General features: G+C 48.1%; 13 protein-coding genes. 7 read left to right on the forward strand and 6 right to left on the reverse strand.

Going from position 1 to position 15,866, the window contains the following annotated elements:
- The first annotated feature begins 2 nt into the window (after positions 1-2).
- From WBJ53_RS11655 to WBJ53_RS11665, 3 genes are all read left to right on the forward strand, one after another.
- Positions 3-791, forward strand: a complete 789-nt coding sequence (locus tag WBJ53_RS11655) for a DUF1080 domain-containing protein (protein WP_338876292.1) — start codon at positions 3-5, stop codon at positions 789-791.
- Positions 792-1,001: 210 nt separating this feature from the next.
- Entirely contained in the window at positions 1,002-1,451 is a 450-nt protein-coding gene (locus WBJ53_RS11660; protein ID WP_338876293.1) for a DUF3592 domain-containing protein, read from the forward strand.
- A 4-nt stretch (positions 1,452-1,455) separates the two neighbouring features.
- Positions 1,456-1,833 (forward strand): hypothetical protein, encoded by a 378-nt coding sequence (locus WBJ53_RS11665; RefSeq protein WP_338876294.1) that lies wholly within the window; start codon positions 1,456-1,458, stop codon positions 1,831-1,833.
- 22 nt (positions 1,834-1,855) lie between these two features.
- Here WBJ53_RS11665 and WBJ53_RS11670 read toward each other — a convergent pair whose 3' ends face one another.
- A complete protein-coding gene (locus tag WBJ53_RS11670; protein WP_338876295.1) occupies positions 1,856-2,572 on the reverse strand; it encodes a DUF5020 family protein in 717 nt (238 codons plus the stop codon).
- A 174-nt stretch (positions 2,573-2,746) separates the two neighbouring features.
- Between WBJ53_RS11670 and WBJ53_RS11675 the strand changes: the two genes are divergently transcribed.
- Both WBJ53_RS11675 and WBJ53_RS11680 read left to right on the forward strand, forming a co-directional pair.
- A complete protein-coding gene (locus tag WBJ53_RS11675) occupies positions 2,747-3,919 on the forward strand; it encodes a hypothetical protein (protein ID WP_338876296.1) in 1,173 nt (390 codons plus the stop codon).
- A gap of 96 nt (positions 3,920-4,015) precedes the next feature.
- A complete protein-coding gene (locus WBJ53_RS11680; protein WP_338876297.1) occupies positions 4,016-5,827 on the forward strand; it encodes a vanadium-dependent haloperoxidase in 1,812 nt (603 codons plus the stop codon).
- 161 nt (positions 5,828-5,988) lie between these two features.
- On the opposite strand, the gene WBJ53_RS11685 is transcribed toward WBJ53_RS11680, so the two are convergent.
- Positions 5,989-6,861 (reverse strand): hypothetical protein, encoded by an 873-nt coding sequence (locus WBJ53_RS11685; RefSeq protein ID WP_338876298.1) that lies wholly within the window; start codon positions 6,859-6,861, stop codon positions 5,989-5,991.
- 196 nt (positions 6,862-7,057) lie between these two features.
- Here WBJ53_RS11685 and WBJ53_RS11690 point away from each other — a divergent pair, with 196 nt between their 5' ends.
- The gene (locus WBJ53_RS11690) at positions 7,058-7,492 is read left to right on the forward strand and encodes a VOC family protein (protein ID WP_338876299.1); all 435 of its coding nucleotides are present in this window, start codon (positions 7,058-7,060) and stop codon (positions 7,490-7,492) included.
- Positions 7,493-7,620: 128 nt separating this feature from the next.
- Here WBJ53_RS11690 and WBJ53_RS11695 read toward each other — a convergent pair whose 3' ends face one another.
- Both WBJ53_RS11695 and WBJ53_RS11700 read right to left on the reverse strand, forming a co-directional pair.
- A complete protein-coding gene (locus WBJ53_RS11695; RefSeq protein WP_338876300.1) occupies positions 7,621-11,007 on the reverse strand; it encodes an SNF2-related protein in 3,387 nt (1,128 codons plus the stop codon).
- A 56-nt stretch (positions 11,008-11,063) separates the two neighbouring features.
- On the reverse strand, positions 11,064-12,296 hold the full coding sequence (locus WBJ53_RS11700) for a multidrug effflux MFS transporter (protein WP_338876301.1): 1,233 nt from the start codon (positions 12,294-12,296) through the stop codon (positions 11,064-11,066).
- 332 nt (positions 12,297-12,628) lie between these two features.
- Here WBJ53_RS11700 and WBJ53_RS11705 point away from each other — a divergent pair, with 332 nt between their 5' ends.
- The gene (locus WBJ53_RS11705) at positions 12,629-13,066 is read left to right on the forward strand and encodes a hypothetical protein (protein WP_338876302.1); all 438 of its coding nucleotides are present in this window, start codon (positions 12,629-12,631) and stop codon (positions 13,064-13,066) included.
- 37 nt (positions 13,067-13,103) lie between these two features.
- Here the strand turns inward: WBJ53_RS11705 and WBJ53_RS11710 are convergent, their stop codons facing one another.
- Both WBJ53_RS11710 and WBJ53_RS11715 read right to left on the reverse strand, forming a co-directional pair.
- The gene (locus WBJ53_RS11710; protein WP_338876303.1) at positions 13,104-15,002 is read right to left on the reverse strand and encodes a M1 family metallopeptidase; all 1,899 of its coding nucleotides are present in this window, start codon (positions 15,000-15,002) and stop codon (positions 13,104-13,106) included.
- 198 nt (positions 15,003-15,200) lie between these two features.
- Entirely contained in the window at positions 15,201-15,839 is a 639-nt protein-coding gene (locus tag WBJ53_RS11715; protein WP_338876304.1) for a ferritin-like domain-containing protein, read from the reverse strand.
- Between the last annotated feature and the right edge of the window lie 27 nt (positions 15,840-15,866).

Here is a 15,866-nt window from a genome sequence, read left to right on the forward strand (position 1 = left end):
TGATGAATTTCTTTTACCAAATTTCGGGTATAAAAGCCGCTACTTTACTATCAATAATTGGACTGGCATCAACTACTGGCGCTCAGGCCCAGATAGGAGTAGGGGCTAAACCAATAACAGGAGCCGAAGTGTTGTTTGACGGGTCGCGAAAGATGCTCGACGAAAAATGGACGTACTGGCAAGGACCGCGTTTATCGGCTACATTGCCCATCAAATGGCAGATCGAAAAAGATCCGGCAGGCACCGGAACGGTTCTGAACAGCAATGACCCGGCGGCCATCGGTGGAAAATATGGCGCTGCCGATATTGTAACGAAAGAAACTTTCCGCGATTTTCGGCTGCATGTGGAGTTTTTTGTCAGTAAAGCGGGTGGCAATAGCGGTGTTTATCTGCAAAATCGCTACGAAATCCAGATTTTTGATGGTGATACCACCTCACATGGGCTGGGGGCCGTAATCAACGAGTCGCCATCGCCCTACCACCTGTATACGGGTATTGGCAAATGGAATGCATACGATATTGAATTTCGGGCGGCTCGTTTCAAAGACGGCAAACGGACTGAACCGGCCATGGTAACACTTTATCTCAATGGCAAAAAGGCACATACCAACCAGCCCATCAATCAGGTTTGGGGTGGCCCTAATTCGGGTATCGACGGTGGAAACGATGGCGGCAAAGGCATTTCCGATACGCCCGGTGGTATAAAGTTACAGGCTGAAGGACACGATGTGCTGTATCGAAACATCTGGATTAAACCGCTGGATCTCAAACAGCCCAATACCGATTTTTAAGCCCAATGGTTGTTGGTCAATAGGCATCAGTAAGAACGAATGACTATTGACCAATGACGTAGAAGCAATACCGTATACACAAAATCTCATCCTGAGAATCTCGTAAAAATAGTAGGTTTGTTGCTACTAACCAGTTTGTAGGTTGCTGTGAATCAGTGGCCTACAAAGTAGGTTTGTTCCAGTCACTACAAAACGAACGAACATCGTAACATGAGATTCAACGTAGATGGCAGCCTGTTGTTTTTCGGGTTGTTTGCCCTGGTAGGTACTGTTTTTACGGTAGCCGCCTATATAAGCTGGAAATCCACTCAGCGAATTGTTCAGACGGGTATCGAAACGCAGGGAATTGTGATCGATACGTATTATAGTCGTGATAAACGAGGCCGAACCACCACGGCACAGGCACCCATTGTGCAGTTCAGAACGGTCGATGGCACACCCATTACCTACTACTCACAGACCTACACGACCCCGGCCAGTTTTCAGGTTGGCGATACGGTTAAGCTCTGGTATATGCCCGACAAACCTCAGCAGGATGTAACCCTCGAAGGTGCAGATAGCTGGCTGCTGCCCGCTGTGTTTGGTGGGTTCGGGATCATTTTTTCGCTGATTGGCTACCCCTCCCTGATTGGTTCGTTAGTGAAAGCACTAAAAGGCTGATTCCATGTCGCGACTTCTTCATATTCTCATTGGCCCGGAGTTATTCTGGGCTTTGCTGGTATTGGCATCGGTTATGCTGGCTCAGGCCAATGTGCCACCCTCCAAATCGATCGATGGTATTCTGGAGGATTTTCATCTCTGGATTGCGCTGGCCGGATTGTTGACCTTTGCATTCTGGTTTGTGCCGGGGGTTGAGCGCAACTGGCTAATGCTACGCATCTGGATCGCTTCGGTCATTGGCGCACATCTGGCCATGGATAAAGCCCTGAGTGCCTACAGTCAGCAAGGACCTGGCATTGGTACGGTCTATATTGTGGGTATGTTATTCCTTTTTTTTGTTCTGGTGCTAGGCAGCATAGTCGTAAAGGTTTTTTATGCGTGAGTCTGGAGCCTGTTCAGAAAAGTCAGAACTGGGTTTTTAGCGCCAGAGTTGGGTAAACCTGTATGCGGTTTTCGCTGGTTAGGGTGTGGTAATAGAGGTTGATACGCGAACCCAACGAAACACTTTTTCCAATCTTGAGCCAGAGTTGAGGATCGCCAAAAAAAGCAATTTTTTTTCCTTGTTGTCCTGCCGTATAATCTGTACCCTGGTTTCGGTTTTCGCTCCAGCCAACCAGGCTCCCGGCTATCATCAGCTTATATTGGAAAAACCCCTTCCCGAAATAGAACGTAAGCTGCGGATCATGGCTTGCCTTCGGAAAGGCGTTGTATCGATAAACCAGACTCGTGCTGAACCAGGCCCCTTTCCATTGAAAGGGATAAGCAACGCCTATTCCAAATGAATTAGTTAAGTAGTAGCCATAGGCGGGAGGGGCAACGCCCAACCCGCCACTATAGGTTAACGACAGATAGAGCGGGGGGCGCCAATAGCGTAGATTTTTGGAAACCTGTAGAAAGAGCTGGCCGATATTGTTATTTTCGCCCGAAAAGTCGGTCTGCATTTTCAGCAAAAACGATCCGGTTGAGTCGTTCGATTTGAAATACTCAAACACAAGGGTAGCATAATTTCTTCGATTCTGGGTAGGGTCAATAGAATGCCTGAAATCGTAATGAAACTGAAGTTGTTGCGCCCGAACCAAGGGGCTAAAGAAGACGGAAACAAGCAGCAATAGCGTTTTCATAAGAAGGATCGATCGACGACAAACGTTTCAACAAAGCTTCATCTGCTGGCTAAGAAGGGCCGGAATTTGGGCGGAAACGTTACAGAAATCACGTTTCCGGAGTCGTAGGATGCTTCAACCGCCAATATTTCGGTAGTAAACCGGCTTCAGGGATTGATTAATGCCATTGACAGTATGGATGAGTTAGACCGTCGGGCGTTTACCGCTTTATTTGCAGATGTACTTGAAACGTGTTTTGGACACTCGCTGAGTGAACCCTTGTCCGAATCGGAAAGCAAACATCTGAGCAACGAAATCGAAGAAGCCACCGGCTTAGTAATTGGGTGGCGGAGTATTAAAAACTACGCGGCTTTCCTGCGAAACCCCACTTCGGGCCGACAGGAAAATCCATCTGTTGCCACACTCGATACGCTGGCGCGGTATGTTCTGAAAGCACCAGTTACGACCGAAGCCGAGCGCAAGAAGAACGAAGAGTATTTTCCGTACTGGTTTCGGTATCGGGAATCGCTAAAACACTCGGCCCAATCGATGGTATCCGTCGCGAAGCCCCGCAAACCGATTTGGTCTGGCTGGTTGATGGGAGGACTCATTTTAGCCGCCGTTAGCTGTTTATGGCTGCTACGAAAGCCGGAGTTGCAGCAAATGACCGATGATTTTCATTCGACTGATACGTCGTACCTGAGCCAGAAAGGATGGGTCTTGCATAGCCCGAATGCTGTGTTCTGGAATCGACGCGGCCAGACTCCTAACCGTTTGACACTGTTTACATTAAAAGGAGATAACTGGCACAAAACCGGCGAAGAACCCCAAATACAGAACCTGTTGCTGCAACCGATCCGGAACGACTGTTTTCGTGCCGAAGTACATTTTACTGATTTTGTACCTGTTGCCAACTGGCAGCAGGCCGGGCTGGTGTTGCTGGAAGATACTACGTTTGCGGGCAGGAGTATTCGGATATCGCTGGCATACAACGATTTTTTCGGCGGATATGTCAGGCCCGGCGAAATACTGATACAGGCAGTTGCATCGTATGGAAAAGGGTATACCAATCTGGAGGAAATTGCCCACAAACCATTGTTTCAGTTAGAGACTGCCAACGACCGTCGGCTGGCGGCCAATAACCTTAAAAATTTTGCCTTTCGAATTGAAAAACAAGGCCAGAAGTTTCGGTTTTTGTATTCAGCGAGTCCGGTCGACAACTTTTCGTTTAAAGAAGTGGCTACCTACGAATTTAGCATTAAACCAAAGTACGTGGGCATTTTTGCCCTGAAAGGGTTTGTCGATTCTACCGCTGCTATGCCCGTGGCTGTTCGGTATTTTCGCTTGGATGGTGAAATGTGTGAGTAACCGGGGATTGGAAAATTTTTGGGGCGATGTGTTACAGATTCCGGGATAGATGCCGACTAAGGGGATGAACTGAAATCCACCCATTTTCCGGATTATATGAAAAACCGTAGAATCTCGGCGCATCTGCTTCGCTATGAGGCAGCCGATGTCGCCTACAACCGTCCACACCCTTATCAGCGCTCGAATGGCGAAGAGAACCGTTACCGCATCATTGGTGGTGATGGAAAAAGTTATCCATCCTACATGGCTGCTTTTACGAAAGGCTTCGAACATACTGCCGATGGCTTTATGGTGAAGCCCGAAGACGACGATTATCAGCTGTTTATTCGGGCCTGCGATGTGGGCGATCTCGAATCGATTCGGGTGCTGAATCTGAATAAGAACACAAACTGGCGATCTGAAATCGCTAAAAAAGCAAAGGCAAAAGTTCGGGGCTGGGAAAGTATGGGAGCAGGCCTGACCTATGATCTGGAAGGCCCCGATGCACAGTCGTTAACTATTCCGCCCGCGCCCGGGCTGGACAGCGAAGAACTGATTGCCGAAATGCTGGAGCTGTACTGGATGGCACTCTGTCGGGATGTTCCGTTTACGGATTTTGACACGAGCCCCAAAATAGCCGATGCATTGGCCGATCTGAATTCGCTCCCCTGGTTTAACCAGCAGACTGTATATGGTCTGCAGCCCTATCAGATGCTTCGCAAACGGGGGTACTTCAAAGATCCCACCGATCTAACCCGGATGAGCTACGGAGCAGTGCCCTATACCAGTAAAGATATTTTCCGGGGTAATGTAAAAGGCGATGACTTTGGCCATTATATTTCACAGTTTCTGTATGTAGGAAACGACGCCCTGGGCAAACCGGGCCTGTTTACGAAAGAGGAAGGGAAGATCGCCTATGGAGCAATTACGGCCGACCAGCGTGTTCGGGTGGCTACTCCCGATGTCGATTACATAACAAACTGGAAACAGTGGCTCGATGTGCAGAACGGAGCCGATTTGCGTAAACTGGAAACGTATGATAATACGGATGACGGCTATCGGTTTATCTGGACACCCCGCGATTTGTGTACCTGGGTTCACTACGATGCACTACATCAGGCCTATTTCAATGCTTGTCTTATTTTGTTAGGTATCGATGCGCCGTTTGATCCGGGTCTGCCATTTCGATTGCCCGACAGTGTCGACAAACAGACCGGATTCGCGCAGTTTGGACCACCCCATATCCTGAATTTGGTGTCGGAAGTGGCCACTCGTGCCCTCAAGGCGGTCCGGTATCAGAAATACAACGTTCATCGGCGTGTGCGCCCCGAAGTGGTCGGGGGCTGGATTCATCGCTATGGAACTGGGCACACCACCAATCTGGATAGTATGAAAAAAGCAACTGACGTATTTAAAGGCAACGTTCCGGCCAATGCTAAAAAAGTCTGGGATGCGGTCAGGATTCATAACGCCAGCCAGAACGCATTGCCCGATCGCGATAGCGATGGCTTTGCGGGTAAAGATTCATTTCTGCTTCCGATGGCTTTTGTTGAAGGATCGCCTATGCACCCTTCCTACGGGTCGGGTCATGCTACGGTTGCCGGAGCCTGCGTTACAATTCTGAAAGCTTTTTTTGATGAAGGGTATGTATTGCCGTTTGCTTATGTGCCTACCAATGGTGGTAAAGAACTGACCGAAGACCTGCCGTTTAAAGGAAAACTGACCGTCGAAAATGAGCTGAATAAGCTGGCAGCTAACATTGCATTCGGACGCGATTGGGCGGGAGTCCACTATTGGTCAGACCAGATTGAATCATTACGATTGGGCGAACAGGTAGCGCTTGGTATTTTGGAAGAACAGAAACTTCAATACGGCGAAAATTTCTCGATGAATATCCCTCTTTTCGATGGCACAAGCGTCAGAATTTAAGTGGGCCAAACAACTATGGGAAAGCGGAACCGGTTTTGCTACCAGTTCCGCTTTCCCATAGTTGTTTGCTTACCCTTTACATGAATCTTGAGCCAGAGTTAGGCGTAGCTTTTTGCCGACATAGACCAATGGTGGAACCGACAACGCCGACAAATCCGCTGTTATTGACTAGTATCCGTAGTTTCATTATTTTCTGCAATAAGATAAACCTTAACCTGCCTGAGAAATTTGGCATATCCTTCCGTGAAGGTTTCCGTTTTGGCAGGATAGACGAGGCCGCTTTTAAATGCGCTGATGAGCATGGCATGAGCTTTTAAGGCATCAGCTTCATTAAAATAGCAGTTTTTCCAGTTTGTGGGCAGTTCAGATTCATTATACAAGCCGACTCCATTCTGATAAAAGCGGAACGGGGCGTCTAAATAGCTCGTATTGAAGTAGCCCTGTTTCTTTTTTAGAGTCAGCTCGAAATAATCTATAATGTATGCTAACTGATCGATCAGACGATTTTTTAGCTCGGTTGCCGATTCGGGATGAGTTGGTTTTTGGCGCCATTTATTGCGCTCTCTGGCTAGTAAATCAATGGCATCGTGCTGATATTCTGTATCCTGCTTCAGCGAAAATGACATTTGTTCATGCCCCACATCCTTACTGTTGCTAATAAAAAGCTTTAACGAAGTTGCATTATTGGGTTCGACCCTGAACCTAAGCTTGCCTTCATTTTCTGTAATTGTCAGCAACGAACTGGCTTCATCGAACGACCATCGCCCTGTTGTATAGCGGTTGTTACTTAATTGGGTATAATCGCCATTAGGGTAAAACCGGATAACCATTTCTTTCATATACGTACGCATGAAAGATCGGAACCGTTTTCGTTGGGTTTCCGAACTCTCCTGAGCAAGCGTTTGCTCATAGTCGGGGCTAACATCAAAGCCATCCAGTTGCCAGGCCTGACACAGTTGATCTTTAAGGGGAGTCTGGCAGCTATAGAGCCAGTTGACTAAAAATATAAGAAGCAGAATGGAGAGGTTTTTCATCAATAGAACGATAGGTTTTGCGAAGATAATCAGATTGAAAAGTGATCATGAACCGTTGCCCAAAAAAGTGTGTCGATAGCCCTGAACAGACCCTGAAACGCTGCCGCAAATGCACCGCTACAATGCCGCAAACACACCCCTGTCGTCTGGCCGATGGGTGGTATTTTTGCTATGTAAATCGTAATGACAAATACATATGGCAACTAAAATCTTTGTTAATCTGCCCGTCAGTGACCTCAACAGATCGGTCGAATTCTTCACCAAACTAGGCTATCGGTTCAATCCGCAGTTTACCGATGAGAAAGCAACCTGTATGATTATCAGTGAGGATATTTATGCAATGCTGTTGGTTAAACCCTTCTTTCAATCGTTTATTAAGAAAGAAATTGCCGATACTACCAAAGTCACCCAAACTGTGCTCTGCCTGTCGGCCGATAGCCGGGAAGCGGTAGATGAACTGGTCGACAAAGCCATTGCTGCCGGTGCTACTACAGTCAATGGCACCGATGATCAGGGTTTTATGTATAGCCGCGATTACGAAGATCTGGACGGCCATAACTGGTCAATTATGTACATGGACCCGGCCGCTATTGAGCAGGAACAACCCGTGGCGGAGTCTGGTGCTGTTTAAAACCAATGAACTTATGCGTGAGCCGTAGCGGTTTAGTTACCCGCTACGGCTGTTTTGTTTACTGGCTTCGGTCGGGAATTTTCGATCAGAACGGCAGCTCTCAGGTCTATGCTTGACCTAAGTCGGTTTTATGGGCCCAGCAGCGCCAATAAATCGGCTCTGGTCAGTGATTTAAGCGTCGATTCATCGGTTTTGATCAGGTTGTTGGCCAGCTCTTTTTTCGATTCCTGGAGTTCCATAATCTTTTCTTCAATTGTGTTGGGACAGATTAGTCGAATGGCCACCACATTTTTCGTTTGCCCAATCCGATAGCTTCGGTCAATAGCCTGATTTTCAACGGCCGGGTTCCACCATGGATCAACAATGTAGACATAGTCGGCCTGAGTCAGATTGAGGCCGATGCCGCCTGCTTTCAGGCTAATCAGGAAAACCCGAACGTTACTGTCCGACTGGAAACGACTGACACAGGCAGCGCGGTTGCTGGTTTGGCCGGTGAGGTACTCAAAACCAATCTGCCGGGAATCAAGTTCGGCCCGAATCAGATCGAGCATGCTAACGAATTGCGAAAAAACCAGGATTTTGTGCTGTGGCGATTTTGTTTCGATCTGTTCGATCAGCCTATCAATTTTGGCCGACGAATCACCGTAGAACTCGTTATCATTGAGGAGCGCGGGCGAATTGCAAATTTGCCGCAGCTTGGTCAGTCCCTGCAACACATGTAAACGCACGCGGGGTATGTCGCCTTCCTGAGTCGATAGCAGAAAGTTGCGGAATTCTCGTTCATAGGCGTCGTAGACGCTTCGTTGTTCAGGCCCCATTTCGCAGTGAATGATCATTTCCGTTTTTTCGGGAAGCTCACGGGCAACCTGTGCTTTGGTTCGGCGTAAAATAAAGGGGTCAATTTTTTTCTGAAGCTGGCGGGCGCGTTGCCGATCGTCGAATTTGTCAATTGGCGTTGAATAATGGCCCTTGAAATGGGTATAACTACCCAGCAAACCCGGACAGGCAAACGAAAGCTGCCCGTAGAGATCGAAGGTGTGGTTTTCGATGGGTGTACCCGTCAGTACGATTCGATTGTAGGCCTGCAACCTTCGAACGGCCTGATAACGTTGCGATTCGGGGTTTTTTATGGCCTGCGATTCATCGAGAATAATGTAATTGAATGGGTAGCTTTTTAGGAAATGAATGTCGGATAAAAGTGTACCGTAGGAAGTGAGAATAAGATCGAATTGCCCGAATTCATCTTTACGGAGCTTTCGGGTAGTGCCATACCGTACATGAAACTTCAGACTGGGCGCAAATTTGATTAGTTCGGCCTGCCAGTTGAACAAGAGCGACGTTGGCACTACAATCAGGTGCGTAGCGGATTCTCGTTTGGTCCGCAGCAGAAGTAAAAACGCAATGATCTGGAGGGTCTTGCCGAGTCCCATATCGTCGGCCAAACAGCCGCCAAACCCCATATCGTCGAGGAAATTCAGCCAGTTTAGCCCTTCTTTCTGATAGTCGCGGAGCGATGCGTGCAGCTCTTTGGGTATGGCAACGGGCTGAATAGACCGGAAGTTGGCGAATGTGTTCTTTAGTTCAGCCAGTTGTTTACGCAGATCGGGAGCTAATTGCTCGTTGTCGTAGAGTTCGGTAATACTCGAAAAGTTAATTTTGGGCGTTCGGATATGCTCGTCGACAATGTCGCCCGCCTGAAAAAAAGCGGCAAATCGGTCGAGCCATTCGGTAGGTAATACGCCTTGCGTTCCATCATCCAGGGTTACAAACCGGCTTTTGTTTTTAAGTGCCCGGTGCAGGTGTTTCAGGCTAACTTTTTGTTTTCCGTACGATAAGCCCACTGACGTTTCAAACCAGTCGAGGCCGCTATTGACAACTACCGAAACCTTGGCTTTATGCGGATTCAGCCTGTTGTTTCGGAGTTTGTTAAAGCCGAGAATACGAATATTCTGACGCTGCCAATCATCAAAAGCATCTAGAAACCAGTGGGGGTCCAGAAAATGTTTTTTGTGCAAATAGAACTCGCTAAGATCGAGCTGGTCAGCAAAGTCGGGATGCTGATTAATAATCGCCATCGTAAACTGGATTTCGGCTGCATCGTCGCGGGCTACCAAAAATGGTTTACCCTGGCTATCGACCGAGTAAATCTGCCGTTTCGATAAAACCGGGACTTCAACAGTGCCGTATTTCATGACGGGTGTAATCAGTATATACTGTTCGGTATCGGTCAGATAGAGGATGCATTCCCGCTCCTGATTGAACCCGGATTCGGTTAGCTGTTCTGGTGTGGCAGGTTTCAGGTAGGCATAATCAATTGGGATTCTGTTTTCTAGGTTGGTCAGAACGGCCTGCCGAAATTCGTTGTATTTCGATTGGTGAACCAGAATTGAGGAGCCCCTGGCGCAAAAAAACTGAATCAACCGTACCTTATCGGGAGTATCGATTAAATACAGTTTGTCGTTGAGCAGAACGAAATAGTCATATTTGAGTACAAGCGTATGCAGGGCATACCGTACTCCGTCGAGTAGCAGGGTGCCACTCAGCGTATAAAAACTGCCGGTTTGGCTCACCGACAGCGTAAGCGTTGCGTTGAGGGCCTGCACCACAACCGGAATCAGCGAATGGGTGGTTATATTTTCAGAAATCGCACTGGAATGGTAAAAGAAAGAAAACCGCAACGGATTGCTGACAATGATTCGTAAGGTTTCGAGGTCGGTATCTTCCTGTTTTGTTCGGTGGTGATTTTGAAATTTGGCAAGGGCCGAATAAAATTTCAACTCGTCCAGACGAGCCGTTCCCGCAGTCAGATTCAGAGGCTGAATCGGCGTTAATGGGTTTTTGGGTTTACCATCGCGGGCGGTTGCGGCCTCGAATAATTCCAGACAAAACGGATCGTAGTACCGATGTTTCGCAAAAACAACGATCTTTTTTTGACGCGTAACGGGTTCATTTACTACCGGGAGCCGCCTTAGTCGCTGAGGAATTAGCTGAGCCTGAAGCGATTCATTACTTGCCGGAGTGATTGATAACAGGTCGGTCCGGCTAGGGCGGATACAAACGGTCTTGTTCTCATAGATGACTTGGAAGTAGGCATCCAGATCTGGTTCTGTTTCCAGACCATATTCTTTGGCGACAGGAATTATGGCATCTCGACGCAACTGCCGGTCAAAAAACAGGCGAAGTTCCCGACGCCTGACGATACTCGCCAAAACCTGTACCTCATGGTTGCACAAGCGCCCACCCCCACCTCCGCACAAGCAGGATAGCCGAAGCGATTGCCCATCCTGTACTACGGTAACGGTAGGGAAATACGTCAGGCGCGATGCACTGGTAAACGAGCCCTGATCGACAGAAATAACCAGTGGCTGAATAGCCGACAATTCGGTCGCGTCGGACATCCAGCCCAAACTATGCCTGGCCAGAACGCTGTCTGTGAGATCGGGTATCGTAAGGGACTCCAGACGGTAGTCGAACGGGCTGTCAGACGAGTTTACGCTTTCAGCATTGTCGGGCATGGCAAACGAAGGTTATTCGGAAAAGTAATGAATTTTTCGAACCCATCGAATCAGTCTTACAGGGCAACTTCCGATACCGTATTAAATTGAGCGCGTTTGCTACGGTAGTCGATAATCCGTTGTCCAACCAACAGAATCACAAGTCCCAGAACCGAACAGGAAGTCATAACGCCTACCATTGGCATAGCCGTATGATTGTGAAGCACACTGACCGCCCCCGACACTACCGCCCCCGAAGCCATTCGGAAACTCCCCATCAGGGCAGAAGCACTACCCGCGTGCCGAACGAAGGGCGAAAGCGACAGCGCGGTTGAGTTCGGGGCTGTTAGCCCTTGCCCGCCCAGAAACAGAAAGAGCATACCCATCAGGCCATACAGTCCAAACCAGCCTGCCCAGGTGCCGAATACCATAATTAGCCCAACCGTCGACTGGTAGAGTAATGTTGTATAGATAATCTGCTCGCTGCTAAACCGCTTCAGCAGGAATCGGTTAAATTGCGAAGGGGCAATAATGGCAATGGCCAGACATGAGAAAATCCAGCCATATTGCTGTTCGCTCACCTTATAGATGTTCATGAACACATCGGGTGAGCCTGAAATGTAGGCAAATGGAGCAGCCGTTGCGATACCACTCACCAGCGAATAGGTTAAAAACTGTGGCTGCTTCAATACTGTGAAAAAATTGCCCAACACCGCTTTGGGCCGAAGCGACAGCGACGAGTCGGGGGCTTTACCACTAGGTAGGGCATAGTAAACCCCAATAAGAATAAGGCTGGTAATAATGGCCAGAATCACGAAAATAGAATGCCAGCCCAGGGCCACTGTGGCATAACCGCCCACTGTTGGGGCAATCATTGGCGAAACCGCCAGCACAAGCGTCAATAGCGAAAATACCTGTGCAATCTGGCTCACCGGAAACAGGTCGCGTACCAGTGCCTGAGCTGCTACCAGACCAACACAGCCACCCAGTGCCTGAAGGAGCCGCATCAGAATCAGCATCTCAATAGAGGTAGTTAGCGCACAACCGATAGACGCCAGCAAATAAATGCCAAGTCCTACATAGAGCGGCTTTTTGCGGCCAAACCGGTCCAGCATAGGGCCATAGAGTAGTTGTCCTACCGCAATACCAATCAGATAGGCCGTCAGCGACAACTGAACCTGTGCTATGGACGTGTGAAGATCATTGGCAATAGCCGGGAAACCCGGCAAATACATGTCAATAGAAAACGGGCTTACGGTTGTGAGCAAGCCCAGAATCAGAATAATAATAAAGTGGCGTTGGCGAGTCATGAACTCAGTGAAGAGGTATTATTTAGCAGACATATTCTCGGGTGATATTGTTCCTTATTCTTGGATTTGTACAAACGAAAGTTCGCTAACGTCAAGTGGGTCAAATTCTTTTGTTTTTCTGTATCTGTCCAGAAGATAATTAAGAGATTCGTAAGTGCCTGACGCAGACTCGATAAATAACGAGCTGGCCAATTGTGCTGTATCGAATATGGGAGAAACTGTTTTTCGGTTGGAATTGCGGAATTAATCAGGCCACATAGCGATTCAAAACCCTCTGCAACAGGAGTTAAAATTGCTTTATTTTGCAGTGGAAATTACCCAAAGTTAAGCTCATGCATAAACAAGTTCGTTTGCTTTTACCTCTTTTAATGCTTGGTTTTTTAGGAATCCTTGCCAGTTGTAAAAAATCGGAAACCGAAGCTCAGCCCGATTTGGCGGCTAGTGTAATAGGCACATATGGGTTGTCGTCGATAAACGTTACGGGCTCAAGCCCAATCCCGATTACAGGGGTTACCAGTGGAACGGCAGTAGCAACCCGCAATGGATCGGCGCTGGATCAGGTAAATTTTTCCGTTACCTACACGGTGAATAGCTCGGGAGTGAATGCCAATTTTTCGCAGAACCAAACTGTCGATTTGAAGCAGACTGCTAGTGCCATTGATCTATATACAGGAACAACAAAGTTTGGAACCTATGCGTCGGGTGTAATCACGGTCAGCGGTTATTCCGTTAGTGGTTTAACCGTCGATTTTACTGCAACAAAGCAATAATGTATTGGCCAATGACTATTGGCCAATACACAACATTCTATTTCGTTTTCCAGGTGTTATTACTGGGGTCGGCATCCATAAAAATACCGCCTTCGAGCGTTACTGTCTGTAGTTTTTTATGAACAGGGAGCGTTACGGTGGCTTGCTGTTGGTTGGTTTTCCAGAGCGCAGGTGTTTGATGGAATGTTTCTCTGGTGCCATCGTCAAACGTAAGTACCACATCCATCGGAGCCACATAACCACCGATATTCTGAATGCTGACAGTGCATTTTGTTGAGGCTATGGAAACCTGTTTAATGGCAAAGTCGATGTAATTATTGCTGAAGAACCAGTTGTTCCAGAACCAGTTCAGGTCCTGCCCCGATGCACTGCTAAAACTATAAAACATATCCCAGGGCGTAGGATGCTTGCCGTGCCAGCGTTCCATAAACTCATGCAGCGATTTTCGGAACACGGCGTCGCCCAGCAGTTCTTTCAGGGCTAAATAACCGATGGCTGCTTTACCGTATTCGTTGTTTCCTAAAGCCGCACCGCTTAGTATGTTGGCAGGCGTAATGATGGGAATGTCTTCTTCGGCCGATGGATCTTTGCTCCAGAATGATACCCTGAACTGTTGAAAATTGCGGGTGGCGGTTTCGTTCCCCAGATCGGCCTGGCTGATCAGGTATTCCAGCGCAGTGGCCCAGCCTTCGTCCATAAAGCCATAGCGGGTTTCGTTGATACCCATATAGAAGGGAAACCACGTGTGTGCAATTTCGTGCTCGGCCACAAAGCGCGAAAAGTTAAGATCCTGCGTAGTCGCATCGTTCACCATCATGGGATATTCCATATCGGCAAAACCCTGTACGATGGTTGTTTTTGAGTAAGGGTAGGGCACGCCCGGCCAGTTGTTGGAAAACCAGTCGAGTGCGTGCTGGCCAAAACCAACCATTTGATGAAAATCGCGGGCATTGTCCAGAAAGGCGGCCTGCACACTGGCCCGGCGACTGGTAGCTTTGTCGACAACTACGCTGGATGCATCCCACACATAATGATCGCTAATGCAGAGTGCAACATCGGGTACATTGATTGCTTTCCATTTCCACGAATTCATATCCTGTTGTTGAGTCACACCACCTGCGGTAACATCGTCGAGCGTGGCTACATGGATGAGCGCGTCCGTTTGCATGGATTCCTGCAAGCGCTGAACAAAAGTAGGCTGGAGAACATCGCTGGCGTTTAGCAGCTCGCCAGTTGACCAGACCAGGTAGTTTTTCGGGACATTTACGGTTAGCGTATAATCGTTGAAGTCATTATAAAACTCCTGGGCTTCCGTAAAATCGGTGCGATCCCAGCCATTATAATCGTCATAAACCGCAATACGGGGGTAGAAATAAGCCAGGAAGAATGTTGTCGAATCGAGAGCGCCCTCGCGATTACTTTCCTGCGAAACATCGAAATGCCAGTCAATAGCGAGCTTTACCGAATCGCGGGGTAAAAGTGGTTTGGTTAAGGCTACACGTTTGGTGGTCAGGCTACCCGCATCCTGCCAGGTTTTAGGGGTGCTGTTTTCGGTGTATTTGTCGATGTGAACCCCCGAGGTCAGGTATTCTTGTGAAGCAGGCGTTTGCCGAATCGCTCCTGGCTTATGGCTGTTCAGAAAAAGCTTGAAAACAAGCAGTCGTAGCGTATCGGGGCTGTTGTTGATATACGTAATTTCTTCGGTGCCACGAACTGTTCGGTTGGGTGGCGTAGCGGTAACCGTCAGATTGTAGCGGGCAACGTTCTGCCAGTAGTGTTTGCCTGGTTTACCATCCATCGATCGTGTGCCTTTCTGATAGGCCTGTTTTATGTTGCGGGGCATGTATAGTGACTGTGCCTGTAGCGCTTCAATACAAAGAATAAGGCTACAAAGGAGTGCCAGTTTTCTGCTGAAAGTGATGGTGAGTGCTAACACGATGTTAAATGCTTTATACGATTCCTGACTATAGGGCTAAACTATGGAAAAAGTAAAAAGAAACGTAGGATGTTTACATGAATGGCTCGTAATACCTAAAAAAATAGCGACATCAGGTTCGCCAACACTATAGTGCGCAGGAACTGATGTCGCTATTTTTTTGCCATTGAGTATACGTACATCAATGGCAAATGATTGTTAAACTCCCAGCGGACCGCCCAGGGTCACGTCGGAGCCGGTCCCGTGGGTATGGTGCCGACTAGCATGATGGCTACCGGGATGGTTGTCTTCTTCCTCTTTTGAGCGAACATTGACAAACGCTTTGGCCAGAGCCGTAAGTTTATGATCGGTTGATTTTTCTTCTTCCAGCGTCTGGGCCAATAGCTCTGCCGATTGACTAAAACCCAGCACGTCGGCCAGGGTTAAAAGAGAACCATAAACGGCGATTTCATAATGCTCAATCTTTTGAGCCGCAATGATAAGCGCAGCATCACGGGTTAAGGATTCTGCTTCGGTGTCGGAAATGACAAAACGCGCTTCACTGATCAGGCCATCGACAGCATCAGACGGCCGTTCCTCGGTTTGAATATCGAGTATTCGAAATAGCTCTTCCAGACGCTCAACATGACGTTTACTTTCATCCTGATGTTGTAGAAAAGCCGCTTTCACTTCATTCGTTGTGCTGGCTTGGGCTTGATCGCCCAGCGCATCGACTATCTGCTTTTCAGCATAATAAATGCCTTTTACCTCCGTAATGAATAAATCGCGTAATCCCTCGTCGGTATTGGAGTCGTTCCCGCTGAAAAAACTGGCGATTCGGTCTGTCAACGATGACATAATGTACAAGTGGTTTGAGGTGAATTA

The sequence above is a fragment of the Spirosoma sp. SC4-14 genome, assembly GCF_037201965.1.
In the GTDB taxonomy this organism is placed as follows: domain Bacteria; phylum Bacteroidota; class Bacteroidia; order Cytophagales; family Spirosomataceae; genus Spirosoma.

Coding starts and splice junctions, on each gene's coding strand:
- WBJ53_RS11655 (WP_338876292.1), top strand. CDS start 3: ATGAATTTCTTTTACCAAATTTCGGGTATAAAAGCCGCTACTTTACTA.
- WBJ53_RS11660 (WP_338876293.1), top strand. CDS start 1,002: ATGAGATTCAACGTAGATGGCAGCCTGTTGTTTTTCGGGTTGTTTGCC.
- WBJ53_RS11665 (WP_338876294.1), top strand. CDS start 1,456: ATGTCGCGACTTCTTCATATTCTCATTGGCCCGGAGTTATTCTGGGCT.
- WBJ53_RS11670 (WP_338876295.1), bottom strand. CDS start 2,572: ATGAAAACGCTATTGCTGCTTGTTTCCGTCTTCTTTAGCCCCTTGGTT.
- WBJ53_RS11675 (WP_338876296.1), top strand. CDS start 2,747: ATGGATGAGTTAGACCGTCGGGCGTTTACCGCTTTATTTGCAGATGTA.
- WBJ53_RS11680 (WP_338876297.1), top strand. CDS start 4,016: ATGAAAAACCGTAGAATCTCGGCGCATCTGCTTCGCTATGAGGCAGCC.
- WBJ53_RS11685 (WP_338876298.1), bottom strand. CDS start 6,861: ATGAAAAACCTCTCCATTCTGCTTCTTATATTTTTAGTCAACTGGCTC.
- WBJ53_RS11690 (WP_338876299.1), top strand. CDS start 7,058: ATGGCAACTAAAATCTTTGTTAATCTGCCCGTCAGTGACCTCAACAGA.
- WBJ53_RS11695 (WP_338876300.1), bottom strand. CDS start 11,007: ATGCCCGACAATGCTGAAAGCGTAAACTCGTCTGACAGCCCGTTCGAC.
- WBJ53_RS11700 (WP_338876301.1), bottom strand. CDS start 12,296: ATGACTCGCCAACGCCACTTTATTATTATTCTGATTCTGGGCTTGCTC.
- WBJ53_RS11705 (WP_338876302.1), top strand. CDS start 12,629: ATGCATAAACAAGTTCGTTTGCTTTTACCTCTTTTAATGCTTGGTTTT.
- WBJ53_RS11715 (WP_338876304.1), bottom strand. CDS start 15,839: ATGTCATCGTTGACAGACCGAATCGCCAGTTTTTTCAGCGGGAACGAC.